Below are 12,575 nucleotides of genomic sequence, written 5' to 3' on the forward strand. Positions count from 1 at the left end.
CAGGGGCACGAAACAGGTTCCGTCCGTTCGGCTTCGGGACGTCTTCTTTAAAACCCCATCAGCGGGAGTTCAGCCATGACACGTCGGGTGATTTTCAACAAGAAGGGGGGCGTGGGCAAAACCACCATCGCCTGCAATCTGGCCGCCGTCAGCGCCGCCTCCGGCAAGCGGACCCTGGTCGTCGATCTGGATCCCCAGGCCAACGCCGGCCATTATCTGATGAACCACCGCCTTGCTGCGGCCAAAGACAACGGGAAAACCCTCTACGATTATTTCAAGGCCGTTTTAGACGGGGGCAGCGCCTTCACCTTCAATCCCTTCTTTCCCCGGCCGGACCGGGGCGACCGGGATCTTGGCCCCTTCATCCACCCCACCGATTTCGACAACCTGTGGATCGCCCCGGCCCATCCCATGCTGACCGATCTGGAAACCCAGCTGGCGAGCCGTCACAAGATCTACAAACTGAGGGAGGCCCTGGATGCCCTTTCAGGCTTCGACGCCGTGTTCATCGACACGCCCCCGGCCCTGAATTTTTTCAGCCAGTCGGCCCTGATCGCCGCCGCCAAATGCCTGATCCCCTTTGACTGCGACGCTTTCTCACGGGACGCCGTCTACGAGGTGGGACGCCATATCGGCGACATCCAGAGCGACCACAACCCCGACCTTCACGTGGAAGGCATCGTGGTCAATCAGTTCACGCCCCGGGCCAACCATCCCCGGGAGATCGTCGCATCCCTGATCGCCGAGGGCCTGCCCATTCTCCAGACCCGGCTGTCCTCGTCGGTCAAAATCCGGGAATCCCACCAGTCGGCCCTGCCGATGATCGCCCTCGATCCCCGGCACAAGCTTTCGGCGGAATTTACGGCTCTGTACCGGGAAATCGAAGACGGCGTCTGACCGGAACACGAGGCATGACGGCGACCCGGCATCATCGGGATCTGAGGTCGAAAGACAAGGTTCACGGCAACCCTCACCCCCGGCCGGCATGAAATCTGCTCTACCTTTCCCCGTACGTGAATCATCGACCGGAAGCGTCAAAATTCCAACGGGGCCTCGCGGCCCATTATCATCACGGCAGGTGTCCATGACTCCGGAATTCGTCGTCTCCTTCGCCAAGGAAGGCCTTATCCTCACCCTGGTCCTTGCCGCGCCCATGCTGGTGCTGGGCCTGACCGTGGGGCTGGCGGTCTCGATCTTTCAATCGGTCACCTCCATTTCGGAAATGACCCTGACCTTCATTCCCAAAATTGTGGCCGTGTTTCTGGGCATCATCTTCTTCGCGCCCTGGATGCTCGAGAAGATCATGACCTTCACCATCAACATCATCACCAACATCCCCATCTACATCAGGTGATATGGACATTCTGAGTTTTTCCGCAGGCGAGTACAAGATCTTCCTCCTGATTCTGATCCGGGTCAGCATCGTGCTGTTCATGTTTCCGGTGTTCAGTTCGCCGGTGGTGCCCACCATGGCCAAAGCCGGGCTGGCCCTTCTGATCACCTTTATTCTGTATCCGGTGGCCCCCGTCTCCCCCGAGCGGTTTCCCGACGACAACCTGTCCTTTGCCGTGCTGGTGGTCGGCGAGGTCATCGTGGGCATGATCCTCGGATACACGGTGGACATTTTTTTCGGGGCGGTCCAGCTGGCCGGCGAGATCATCGGCTTCCAGATGGGTTTTTCCATGATCAACGTCATCGACCCCCAGTCCGGGGCCAACATCTCGATGATGTCCCAGATCGCCTACCTGACGGCCATCCTTCTGTTCATCCTGTTAAACGGCCACCACACCGTCATCCTGGCCCTGTCCGAAAGCTTCCGCATCGTGACCATGGGAGATATTTATCTGAAAGCCGGACTGCTCGAGCAGCTGAAAACCATGGTCACCGGCCTGTTCGTGCTCGGTGTCAAGATGGCGGCACCGGCCATGGCTGCCCTGATTTTCACCAACGCCGCCTTCGGCATCTGCGCCAAATTCGTGCCCCAGATGAACATCATGATCGTTGCCTTTCCCCTCCAGATTTTCATAGGACTGGTCACCTTCGGATTTGTGCTCCAGGTGGTCGGCATCTTCGCACGGCGTTTCAACGCCGACTTTCTGAAACTTCTGGCCACCCTTCTGGCGTGGCTGGGCGGATAAGGGAGGGGGTATGGCTGATGACGGCATGCAGGAAAGGACAGAACCTGCAACCGCTAAAAAACGCCGTGAGGCGCGTGATGACGGCGATGTTGCCCGAAGTGTGGAGGTGCCGTCGGTTTCGGTACTCCTCGGCGGGGTCTGTGCGGTTTACGCGGCGTCGGGTTTCATGTACCGGAACATCACCGCCGTCATGCGGGACTGCTTCTCGTTCACAACGGTTCCCGATTTCACGGACCAGCATTGCATAAGTCTCCTTTACCGTTATTCGGCGGAATTCTTCCTGACCTTCGCCCCGGTGATGGTCACGGTGTTTGTCCTGGCCCTTTTCACCAACATCTACATGGTGGGGTTCCATATTTCCTGGAAAGCCCTCCGTCTGAGATTCACCAAGCTGGATCCCATCCGCGGCATCAAGGGAAAGTTCTCCTTGTCATCCCTCATCGAACTGTTCAAAAGCATCGCCAAGCTGTCCATCACCGGTCTTCTGGCCTGGCTGGCCGTCCGGGGTGAGCTGGACCGGATGATGACGCTCTACGACCTGTCCGTGGGGCAGATCATGCTCTACCTTCTAAAGGTGATCTTCAAGATCTTCATCTGGGTGATCATTCCCATGGTAGCCGTGGCCTACGCCGATTACTTCTACCAGAAGTGGCAGTTTGAGGAAAAACTCAAGATGACCAAGCAGGAGGTCAAGGATGAGCGAAAACAGACCGAAGGCGACCCACAGATCAAATCCCGGATCCGGACCCTCCAGTACGAAGCCGCCCGTAAACGCATGATGGCCGAAGTGCCCAAGGCCGACGTGATCGTCACCAACCCCACCCATCTCGCCGTGGCCATCCGCTATGATCCCCTGTCCATGAAAGCCCCCAAGGTGGTGGCCAAGGGCGCGGGCCTCGTGGCCCAAAAAATCAGGGAAATCGCCGCCGGGGCCGGTGTGCCGGTCATCGAGAACAAGGAATTGGCCCGGAACTTGTATAAGACAGTGGACATCGGTTCGGAAATACCCGGCGACTTCTACCGGGCCGTGGCGGAAGTTCTGGCCTATGTCTTCAAAATGAAGGGCCGGGGCCTCTGACGCCCGATGCTTCCTGTCCGGATCATGATGTCATCGATCCGACAATGCGCCAAAATACGGACAAGGGCGCCGCCGAACCGGAACCAAGGACGCTCAAGGAGTACCGCCGTGGCAACCGTACAGGACATCTTCTCGGACATTCGCAAGGACACCGCCGACATCGGCATGGTCATCGGCGTCATCGCCATTCTGGTCACCATGATTCTGCCGGTGCCTCCCGTGCTTCTCGACCTTCTCCTGGCGCTGAACATCTCGCTTGGCATCATCGTCCTCATCACCACCATCTATACGGTCAAACCCCTGGATTTCGGCATCTTCCCTCCCCTGCTTTTGGTTCTGACCCTGTTCCGGCTGTCCATCAACGTGGCGTCCACCCGCCTGATTCTCTTACGGGGCAGTGAAGGACCCGATGCCGCGGGATCGATCATCCAGGCCTTCGGCAATTTCGTGGTCGGAGGCAATTACGTGGTGGGCCTGGTCATTTTTCTGATTCTGGTTCTGGTCAATTTCAAGGTCATCACCGCCGGTTCGGGCCGCATCGCCGAAGTGGCCGCCCGGTTTACCTTAGACGCCATGCCCGGCAAGCAGATGGCCATCGACGCGGACCTGAACGCCGGGCTGATCGACGAGGTCGAGGCCCGGCAGCGCCGTGAGAAGATCGCCCGGGAGGCCGAATTCTTCGGGGCCATGGACGGTGCCAGTAAATTCGTCCGCGGAGACGCCGTGGCCGGCCTGATCATCACGGGCATCAACATCGTGGGCGGCTTTGTCATCGGCGTATTCCAGCAGGGCATGCCCATGGCCGACGCGGCCGGAATCTACACCCTCCTGACCGTGGGCGACGGTCTGGTCAGCCAGATCCCGGCCCTGATCATCTCCACGGCGGCCGGTATCCTGATCTCCCGGTCCAGTTCGGAAAAAAAGATGGGCGACGAGTTCGCCCGGCACATCTTCGCCAAGGATATTCCCATCTATGTGGGCTCGGTCATCGTCTTCCTGTTCGGTCTGGTACCCGGCCTTCCGGCCTTTCCCTTCATGACCCTGTCCCTGGCCCTGGCCGGAACCGTGTATTTTTTCAAGGACAGCATCCTGGCCGATGAAACGGCCCTGGTCGAGCAGGAAGCCGCCGGAGGCCCAACCCCGGAGGACGCCGGGCCCGAAGACGTGGAGCATCTTCTGTCCCTGGACAGCATGGAACTCGAAGTGGGCTACGGCCTGATTCCCCTGGTGGACAAATCCCAGGACGGCACGCTTCTGGGCCGCATCCGGGCCATCCGGAGGCAGTTTGCCACGGAAATGGGCATTATTATCCCGCCCATCCACATCCGTGACAATCTCAAGCTTCGGCCGTCCGAGTACCGCATGCTGATCAAGGGCACCGACATCGCCGGGGGCGAGCTGATGATCAACCATCTTCTGGCCATGGACCCCGGCGACGTGATGCAGAAAATCGACGGCATTCCCACCACCGAACCGGCCTTCAACCTTCCGGCCCTGTGGATTCCCCCGGACCGTGAGGAAGACGCCAAGTTCGCCGGCTACACCGTGGTGGACAACTCGACGGTCATGGCCACCCACATCACCGAAATTATCCGCAGCAACGCCGCCGAACTCCTGGGCCGCCAGGAAGTGCAGCAGCTGCTAAGCAACCTGGCCAAGACCAGCCCCAAGGCCGTGGAAGAGCTGGTGCCCAACGTCATGAGCCTGGGCATGGTCCAGAAAGTGCTCCAGAACCTGTTGCGGGAGCGGGTGTCCATCCGCAACCTTCTGGGCATTGTCGAAACCCTGGCCGATTACGGACCCATGAGCAAGGACACGGATCTTCTGACCGAATACGTGCGCCAGAAACTGGGCCGGTTCATCCTGGGGCCCTTCATCCAGCCCGACGGCACCCTGCCCGTGCTGACCCTGTCCCCGGACATCGAGGAACTGGTCGTCAAACACATCCAGCAGACCGAACACGGCGCCTATCTGGCCATGGACCCGGCCAAGGCCGAAAAAATCATCCGCTCGGTCCGCACCGAGGTGGAAAAGAAAATGATGATGAATCTGCAGCCGATCCTGCTCTGTTCACCGGGTATCCGGCGTCATCTGAGGAAAATGATCGAACAGTACGTGCCCTCGGTGATGGTGATCTCCCATGCCGAGATCGCTCCCAACATCAGCATCAAAGCCGTGGGAAAGGTGAGTGTGTAACATGACCGTAAAAACCTATTCCGCTTACAGCATGCAGGCCGCCATGGCCCAGGTCAAGGAAGACATCGGCGAAGACGCCCTGATCCTCTCCACCCGGCGGATTCCGCGTCCGCCCATGGATCCCTATGGAAAAGACACCTTTCAGATCGAGGCCACCCGGTCCGGAGCAGACCCGGTCAAGACCGCGCCGTCGCTCTCTCCGCGAACGGTTGCGGCTTCGCCGCCCGTCCGGAACGACGGGCGTCCGCCCCTGACCGTCAAAACGAACGGGCACAAGCCCCCGCGGTTTCCGGGTGTCGGACCGGCACCGGTCGACCCCCTGCCCGGGTTCGATCTGGGGGATCTCCGGGAACTTCTGCGCTACACCAGTTTCAACGACGACGTCATCGACCTCATGACGGGCAACCGGGCGGCATTCAAGGTCTATTCACGGCTGCTGATGTCGGGCCTGTCGGAAAAGCGGGTGAAATCCCTGTTGAAAAAAGGAACGGACAGCCCCGACGCCACCGAAGACGATTTCACCCTGAGCGTGTTCAGGGGGCTTCTCTCGTCCATCGACACCGCCGATCCCTTCGGCGGATCCGATGCCCGGACGGCCGCCTTCATCGGTCCCACCGGCGTCGGCAAAACCACCACCATCGCCAAGCTGGCGGCGGAACTGTCCATGAAGCGCAAAAAACGGGTGGGGCTGGTATCCGTGGACAACTACCGGATCGGGGCGCTGGATCAACTGAAAACCTACTCGTCGATCATCGGACTGCCCTGCATTCCGGCCTTCACGGCCGCCGATCTGAAAAAAGCACTAAACAAATTATCCTCCATGGATTATGTTCTGATCGACACGGCCGGCCAGAGCCACCTGGACACGGCCCGCATGGCGGATCTGAAAAAAATCCTCGGAGCGGTTCCGGGCATCGTAAGGCATCTGGTGATCAATGCGTCCATGGGCCGTCTCGACATGAAAGACGTGGTCGAGCGCTTCGCGGTCCTCGATCCTTCAAGCTATGTCTTTTCGAAGGTCGACGAAACCAACCGCTGCGGCAGAATTGTCGACCAGATGATGGATCACCCCATGCCGCTGTCGTTTATCACCAACGGTCAGGAAGTGCCGGAAGATCTGATTGTTGCAAGCCCCAAACATGTTCTGCAACTGCTCCTGTCCCCGGAAACCTTCCGGAAATAGGCGCCTTCGGGCGGAGCGAACACCATGGAGACGGACATATCGTGGATCAGGCCAGTAATTTGAGGAAAATGATGAAACAGGAACACCAGCGTCTGAAAGGTCAGGACCGTCAGACCCCGTATCCGGACCAGGGCGACGGCCCCCGGGTCTTTTCAATCACCAGCGGCAAGGGCGGCGTGGGGAAAACCAACATGGTCGCCAATCTGGCCCTGGCCTTCACCCGCATGGGCAAACGGGTGCTGATCTTCGACGGGGATCTGGGGCTGGCGAACATCGATATCGTGCTGGGCGTCCACCCCAAATACAACATCAGCCATGTGATCTCGGGTGAAAAGGAACTCACGGAAATCATCGCCCGGACCCCGTCGGGCATCAGCATCATCCCGGCTCTGTCCGGCGAGGAGTCCATGAGCGAACTGTCCGAAGGCCAGAAGCTGATCCTTCTGTCCGAATTCGAAACCATTGAAAATCAGTTCGATGTGGTGCTGGTCGATACGGCCGCCGGGATTTCCGCCAATGTTATTTACTTTAATTTGGCGGCCGAAGAGTGTATAGTGGTGGTCACCGGTGAACCCACATCCATTACGGATGCATACGGCATCATCAAGGTCCTTTACGGTCACGGGGCGAAGCACTTCAAGCTCCTGGTCAACATGGTCGCGGACGAGAACGAGGCCAAAGCCGTTTACTTTACGCTCAGTCAGGCCGCCGCCCGTTTTCTCAAGGGAGCGGTCACCGAATACATCGGCTTTGTCCCCGCAGACAGGCATGTCAGGGACGCGGTCATCGCCCGGACGCCCCTTATCGAAACGTTTCCCGATTCACCGGCGGCCCTGGCCGTCGGCGCCCTGGCCGGTCGGCTCCTTGCCTCGTCCCGGCGCACCGACCTTGACGGCAACATCAAATTTTTCATGCAGCGCCTGCTGAGGGTCTGATCGAATCCGGCGGGCTCTGGCGGCATTCACACGGATTATCGGAAAAAACCATGATCCAGGAATACGAAAAGACCGAAAGCCAGGTTCAAAGCAGTTATTTCAGTCCCAGGGAACGGGAACAGATGATTGCCAAATACGCCTATCTGGTCAAATACCTGGCCGGACGGGTGGCCAGTCGCATTCCATCGAACGTGGTCTTCGATGAACTGATCAGCGCCGGATCACTGGGGCTGATCGATGCCGTGGACAAATACGACCCCAAGAAAAACGTGGGCCTGAAAACCTACGCCCAGTACCGGATCAAGGGCGCCATCCTCGACGAGTTGAGAAACATGGACTGGTACTCCCGGTCCATGCGCAAAAAAATCCAGGGCATTGAAAAAGCCGTCCACACGGTGGAGGCCCGGGAGGGTCGTCCGGCCTCGGACATGGAAATCGCCGAGGAACTGGACCAGCCCCTGGACAGCTACTATAAAGTGCTGTCGGACATCCACGGCGCGGCCCTTTTGAGCCTGGATGACTACATCCGGAACGGCGACGGAGGCAACGACACCTCGGCAACCACCTTCAGCGACGGCATGCGCAGCGACGACAGCCCCTCCGAATCCCTGATCCACAGTGAACTCAGGGACGTTCTGGCCGCCGCCGTCCAGAAGCTGACGGAAAAGGAACAGATGGTGATCTCCCTGTATTATTACGATGAACTGACCCTCAAGGAGATCGGACAGGTCATGGAGCTCACCGAATCACGCATCTGCCAGATTCACACCATGGCCCTGATCAAACTGAAGGCCAAGGTCAAGGAATACAAAAGCGCCTGATTATGGCTGACACCGACAGCAAATACAAAGACAGCTTTATCAGTCAGGACGAACTGGACCGGCTTCTTGCCGAAGCCGACGGCTTAGGGCCCGAGGCGTTCGCCCCGTCTACCCCTGACGCATCGACACCCGCCGATGATGCGGAGGAGATGATCAGTCAGGACGACATCGACGCCCTGCTCAGTCTGGCCGACGGCCCCGCCGATACCCCGGCGGCCGAAGAGAACGAGGTGATCACCCAGGACGATATCGACGCCCTGCTGAACGCAAGACCCGCCGCCCGGCCCGCCCCCCCGGCCGAAACACCGCCCGCAGACGATGACGATGACCTGGACGTGGGCGCAGACCTGGATCTGGTCACCCCCGAGGATATCGAAAAACTGCTTCGCTCCGATACCCCGAAGCCCGCCCAGAAATCGGACCCGGGGGGCCTTGACACCATCACCCCCGAAGATCTGATGGGGCTGTCCGCCGGCATGGAAATCAAGGCCGAAGCCGGTCCCCTGACCGGCGATGACGATGCCCTGATCTCCCAGGAGGATATCAACGCCCTGCTGGCCGGGGCCGCCGCGACGCCGAAGCCCGCCCCCGAACCGCCCGTCAACACCCCGCCGCCGCAGACGCCCGCCCCTGAAGCGGCAGAGCTCCCGGAAGAAGAAAACCTGATCAGCCAGGAAGACATCGACAGCCTGCTGGCCGGTGCGGGCATGCTCACCGGCGAGGAGAAACCGGCGTCAACCGCGGACGAAGAAACCAACCTGATTTCCCAGGAAGACATCGACAAACTACTTTTGGGAAAAAGCGACGAGGTGGAAGCCGAGGCCGAAGAAACCCTGATCGACCAGGAGGATATCGATCGCCTTCTGAATGCGGCTCAGCCCTTTGACGACAGCCGCCTTACCACCGCCGCATCGCCTGAAAAGCTGATTTCCCAGGAAGACATCGACAAGCTGCTCAGTGAAGAACCGGGCCGGGCTCAGCCCCTGGAAGACCGTCTTGCCGACCAGGTCATTCTTGAAGCCAAGCCCGGCGACGATGCCCCCGCACCCAAAGGGGACGTGCGCTGGTACCGGTCCCGGCCGGCCGTCAGCCTTGCGGCCGTGGCCCTGGTCCTGGTGGTCAGCCTGGTCTCGCTGATGTTCTTTTCAGAAAAACCGGAACCCGACCTTTCCGTTCATGAGCAGGCCCCGGCGTTCGACACCCCGGCCGTGCCGGACACCGCCGGGCCCGATGACGCCCCGGCACCCGCACCGGCCCCGGACATCATTCGGGTCACCATGAACGGCTTTCTCGTGCCCGCACCGGCCCATATCAAAGGCGCCGCCTACATCGCCCTGGACATGACCCTTGAAATATCCGATGCCCCCTCGGATCCCATTAAAGATTATGAACCCTTTTTCCGAAATATTGTGTATGAGGTGATCAACAAGGCCTTTGTTCTCCAGAGTGAAGCCCGGATTGTCGAGGCGGACCTCAAGAAAATGATCAAAGAGGCCTTGAACGATGCCCTGTCCGAAGGTTCCGTGTCCCGAATCGATTTTGAGGGATTCACGGCGGGATAGCGCATCAGCTTTTATGGGCACCCGACACAGGGGAAAAGGCTATGACAACGATTCCGAATCTGAATATCGTCATCCAGCAGGGTGATGCGGTGCGCGAGTCGCACAACATCAAGAACCAGGCTCTGGATACGGCCCAGCATGTGGCCTTTCAGCGGCTGGAAGACGAAGATCGGAAACGGACCATGGTGTCCCAGACCGAGGAGGCGGAAAAAGTCCTGTTCAACAAGGAGCATTCCGGCGACGGTAAGCGTCGGCAGGAGAACCGGTCGCCCCGGAAAAAACCGGACACCGAACCCGCGGACAAGGCTGTGGATATCGATACCCCGGGCCGTCTGCTCAATACCGTCGCCTGACACCGTCCGGGCACAACCCACAGGATCACCGTTCATGATGGCCATGTTTTCCACCGAATTCTGGATCCTGTTCCAGATGCTTGCAATCGTCATTCTTCTGGGCCTTTTGGTTTATTTCATCCGCCATGGGCGCAGCGTTTCCGCTCAGGATCAGGATCAGGCTGCGGACTGCGCCCGTCGCATCGTGGCCCTGATGGAGCCCCTTCTGAACGAGGCCGACGCCGCAGCCCGGGTGTTCGAGGGCCAGATCGCCGAAAAAAAGCAGCTGATCCGTGATCTCAACGACAAGCTGGACAGCCGGATCATCAGCCTCAACCTTCTGCTCAACCGCGCCGACGCCTGCCTGGACCGGGCCCGCAGCGGCGACCGGGCGCCGGGGGTCCTTCCCGATGCGGTGATGGACACGCAGCAGGCCATTTTGGATCTGTATCGCCGGGGTCTTGAGCCTGCGGCCATTGCCGAAAAACTTTCCGTTCCGGCCCAGGAAGTGGATCTGGTCATCGCCCTGAAGAAGAAATGCACCGCCATGGAACAGGACCCATGAAGGTAAACGCCCATGACCCTCGTGTCCCGCATACGTCTGTCCTCCGCCGAACTGGTTCTGGATCTGCTCCAGGACAGGAAACTCCCTGCCGGGTTCCGGGACAACCAGCTGATCGAAGCCAAGGTCGTCGAGGTGCTGCCCCAGGGCCGGGCCCAGCTCCGGATCGACGGGCGGCAGGTGGACGTGAAAACCCATGTGCCCCTCACCGAACATGACACCCTGATTCTCAAGGTCGTCCGACAGGGAGACGAGCAGGTTCTCAAACTGGTCGAAGCCCAGCGCCCCGTGACTCAGGCTCCGGGACTTTCCGACATGCGTTCCCTGGGTATTCAGGGTCCCCACGGCATTCTCGCACGCCTGCTCAACAGCCCGCCCGCCGGGCTAACCCGTCACGATCCGCCTGCTCCCATGCCGTCCCCCGGCCCGGCCGAAACCGCAACGGATAGCCCCGTTCACCAGGGCGGCCCGCATCCCGCGGGCAACGCCCCCCAGACGACCCCGCCCCCCCTGGTCCTGAAAACCGCTGCCCGGCCCGTCCCGGAACCGATCCTGACCCTTTCCGGAACCCGGACCATTCCTCCGGAACTGACGCTGTCGATGATGCTCACCCTCGACCGGTCACGGCCCCCGCTCCCCGAGCCTCTGGTCAACGCCCTTCTGGCCCGGCTGAACACGCTGACGGCCCGGGCTCCGGCTGCGACGGACACGCCTGCTGTGCCGACCACGCCCATGGCCCGGCTCGAGCAGCGAGCCCTGGCCCTGTTCGACGCCCTGCCGTCCAAGGACAGAAACCTCCTGATGCAGGCGCTGCGCGAGCCGACCCTGCCCCTGTCCGAAAAAATCAGGCGGATTTTCCCGCCCCGTCCCGACACGCCCCCCATGGACCGGACGTTTTCGGAACTTAAATCCGCCGTTCTCAAGGTTCTGACCAACCACCCCCGAATCCCGGCCGACATCACCCCGAGCCCGGGAGCGCCGCTTCCGTCAACCCCTTCCCTTTCACCGGAATCGAACACCCCGGCCGACACAGGCATGGTCAACCGCTTAAGGCACCTGATCCGGACCATGGCCCTGACCGACGACAAACCGTTCGAGCCCGCAGCCCTCATGCGCCTCGTGAAAAACAGCGGCCTGATGTGGGAAGCCAAGATCCGGTCCTTCACCGAGTCCCTGACGTCGGGGCCTGAAAAACCGGGGGCCGAACCGACGCCCCTCCCCCGGGTGACCGATGATGTGAAGGCCCTGTCCATGAAACTGGCCGACAGCCTGGAATCCGGCGGCCGGGACACCGCCGAGACCCTCCGGCGATTCGTGGACAGCCTCGACAAAATGCAGATCCTGAACAGTCACAGTGCCGACGATGCCGGGCGTTATCTCCTGCCCCTGCCTTTTTTTTCAGGCCAGAGTCTGAGCTTCGGCCAGCTGTTCATCGACCTGGACCGCAGGCCGGAAAAGCCGGGCAAACCGGGTGACCGGATGATTCGGGTGGCCTTTCTGCTGGACATGAGCGTGTTGGGGCATGTCCAGGCGGATTTCGCGATCTTCCGGAAATCGCTGGGAGGGGAATTCATTGTCGAAACCCCTCAGGCCAAAGAGGAGCTGGATCGGGCCCTGCCCGACTGCGTCGCGGACCTGACCCGGAAAGGGTACACCGTCACTCGGATGGAATGCCGCCTGGCCGAACCCGGCGCCCTAACCGGGCAATCCCTTGCCGAACGCATGGTTGACCGGGGCGACGGCGCCGTCAACATTCTGATATAGGATT

At 60.3% G+C, this 12,575-nt stretch carries 12 protein-coding genes; all 12 read left to right on the top strand.

Features of this window, described 5'->3' with window-relative positions; genetic code table 11:
- Nucleotides 1-75 precede the first annotated feature (75 nt).
- The 12 genes from ACYQ11_RS10580 (at nt 76) to ACYQ11_RS10635 (ending at nt 12,571) form a co-directional block, all read left to right on the top strand.
- Nucleotides 76-897: a ParA family protein gene (locus ACYQ11_RS10580; RefSeq protein ID WP_459923748.1), complete on the top strand. Its 822-nt coding sequence runs from the start codon at nt 76-78 to the stop codon at nt 895-897.
- Nucleotides 898-1,084: 187 nt separating this feature from the next.
- Nucleotides 1,085-1,354 carry a flagellar biosynthesis protein FliQ gene (gene fliQ, locus ACYQ11_RS10585; RefSeq protein WP_459923749.1) on the top strand — a complete coding sequence of 90 codons (270 nt, stop codon included), beginning with the start codon at nt 1,085-1,087 and terminating at the stop codon, nt 1,352-1,354.
- Nucleotide 1,355: 1 nt separating this feature from the next.
- Nucleotides 1,356-2,138 (top strand): flagellar biosynthetic protein FliR, encoded by a 783-nt coding sequence (gene fliR / locus ACYQ11_RS10590; RefSeq protein WP_459923750.1) that lies wholly within the window; start codon nt 1,356-1,358, stop codon nt 2,136-2,138.
- Between the two features lie 10 nt (nt 2,139-2,148).
- The gene (flhB, locus tag ACYQ11_RS10595) at nt 2,149-3,216 is read left to right on the top strand and encodes a flagellar biosynthesis protein FlhB (protein ID WP_459923751.1); all 1,068 of its coding nucleotides are present in this window, start codon (nt 2,149-2,151) and stop codon (nt 3,214-3,216) included.
- Between the two features lie 108 nt (nt 3,217-3,324).
- The gene (gene flhA, locus ACYQ11_RS10600) at nt 3,325-5,412 is read left to right on the top strand and encodes a flagellar biosynthesis protein FlhA (protein WP_459923752.1); all 2,088 of its coding nucleotides are present in this window, start codon (nt 3,325-3,327) and stop codon (nt 5,410-5,412) included.
- 1 nt (nt 5,413) lies between these two features.
- Nucleotides 5,414-6,595: a flagellar biosynthesis GTPase FlhF gene (gene flhF, locus ACYQ11_RS10605; RefSeq protein WP_459923753.1), complete on the top strand. Its 1,182-nt coding sequence runs from the start codon at nt 5,414-5,416 to the stop codon at nt 6,593-6,595.
- 71 nt (nt 6,596-6,666) lie between these two features.
- Nucleotides 6,667-7,530: a MinD/ParA family protein gene (locus ACYQ11_RS10610; RefSeq protein ID WP_459923754.1), complete on the top strand. Its 864-nt coding sequence runs from the start codon at nt 6,667-6,669 to the stop codon at nt 7,528-7,530.
- Nucleotides 7,531-7,580: 50 nt separating this feature from the next.
- Nucleotides 7,581-8,351, top strand: a complete 771-nt coding sequence (locus tag ACYQ11_RS10615; RefSeq protein ID WP_459923755.1) for a FliA/WhiG family RNA polymerase sigma factor — start codon at nt 7,581-7,583, stop codon at nt 8,349-8,351.
- A gap of 2 nt (nt 8,352-8,353) precedes the next feature.
- Nucleotides 8,354-9,913 (top strand): hypothetical protein, encoded by a 1,560-nt coding sequence (locus tag ACYQ11_RS10620; RefSeq protein WP_459923756.1) that lies wholly within the window; start codon nt 8,354-8,356, stop codon nt 9,911-9,913.
- Nucleotides 9,914-9,954: 41 nt separating this feature from the next.
- Complete coding sequence (locus ACYQ11_RS10625; RefSeq protein WP_459923757.1) at nt 9,955-10,266, top strand: hypothetical protein; 312 nt, start codon at nt 9,955-9,957, stop codon at nt 10,264-10,266.
- 34 nt (nt 10,267-10,300) lie between these two features.
- Nucleotides 10,301-10,810: a hypothetical protein gene (locus ACYQ11_RS10630; RefSeq protein WP_459923758.1), complete on the top strand. Its 510-nt coding sequence runs from the start codon at nt 10,301-10,303 to the stop codon at nt 10,808-10,810.
- 12 nt (nt 10,811-10,822) lie between these two features.
- On the top strand, nt 10,823-12,571 hold the full coding sequence (locus ACYQ11_RS10635; RefSeq protein WP_459923759.1) for a hypothetical protein: 1,749 nt from the start codon (nt 10,823-10,825) through the stop codon (nt 12,569-12,571).
- Nucleotides 12,572-12,575 lie beyond the last annotated feature (4 nt).

The organism is Desulfatiferula olefinivorans (assembly GCF_054657895.1).

Excerpts from the sequence above, each read along its gene's own strand:
- fliR (WP_459923750.1), top strand. The coding sequence starts at position 1,356 with ATGGACATTCTGAGTTTTTCCGCAGGCGAGTACAAGATCTTCCTCCTG.
- fliQ (WP_459923749.1), top strand. The coding sequence starts at position 1,085 with ATGACTCCGGAATTCGTCGTCTCCTTCGCCAAGGAAGGCCTTATCCTC.
- ACYQ11_RS10620 (WP_459923756.1), top strand. The coding sequence starts at position 8,354 with ATGGCTGACACCGACAGCAAATACAAAGACAGCTTTATCAGTCAGGAC.
- ACYQ11_RS10625 (WP_459923757.1), top strand. The coding sequence starts at position 9,955 with ATGACAACGATTCCGAATCTGAATATCGTCATCCAGCAGGGTGATGCG.
- flhF (WP_459923753.1), top strand. The coding sequence starts at position 5,414 with ATGACCGTAAAAACCTATTCCGCTTACAGCATGCAGGCCGCCATGGCC.
- ACYQ11_RS10630 (WP_459923758.1), top strand. The coding sequence starts at position 10,301 with ATGATGGCCATGTTTTCCACCGAATTCTGGATCCTGTTCCAGATGCTT.
- ACYQ11_RS10580 (WP_459923748.1), top strand. The coding sequence starts at position 76 with ATGACACGTCGGGTGATTTTCAACAAGAAGGGGGGCGTGGGCAAAACC.
- ACYQ11_RS10610 (WP_459923754.1), top strand. The coding sequence starts at position 6,667 with ATGAAACAGGAACACCAGCGTCTGAAAGGTCAGGACCGTCAGACCCCG.
- flhB (WP_459923751.1), top strand. The coding sequence starts at position 2,149 with ATGGCTGATGACGGCATGCAGGAAAGGACAGAACCTGCAACCGCTAAA.
- ACYQ11_RS10635 (WP_459923759.1), top strand. The coding sequence starts at position 10,823 with ATGACCCTCGTGTCCCGCATACGTCTGTCCTCCGCCGAACTGGTTCTG.
- ACYQ11_RS10615 (WP_459923755.1), top strand. The coding sequence starts at position 7,581 with ATGATCCAGGAATACGAAAAGACCGAAAGCCAGGTTCAAAGCAGTTAT.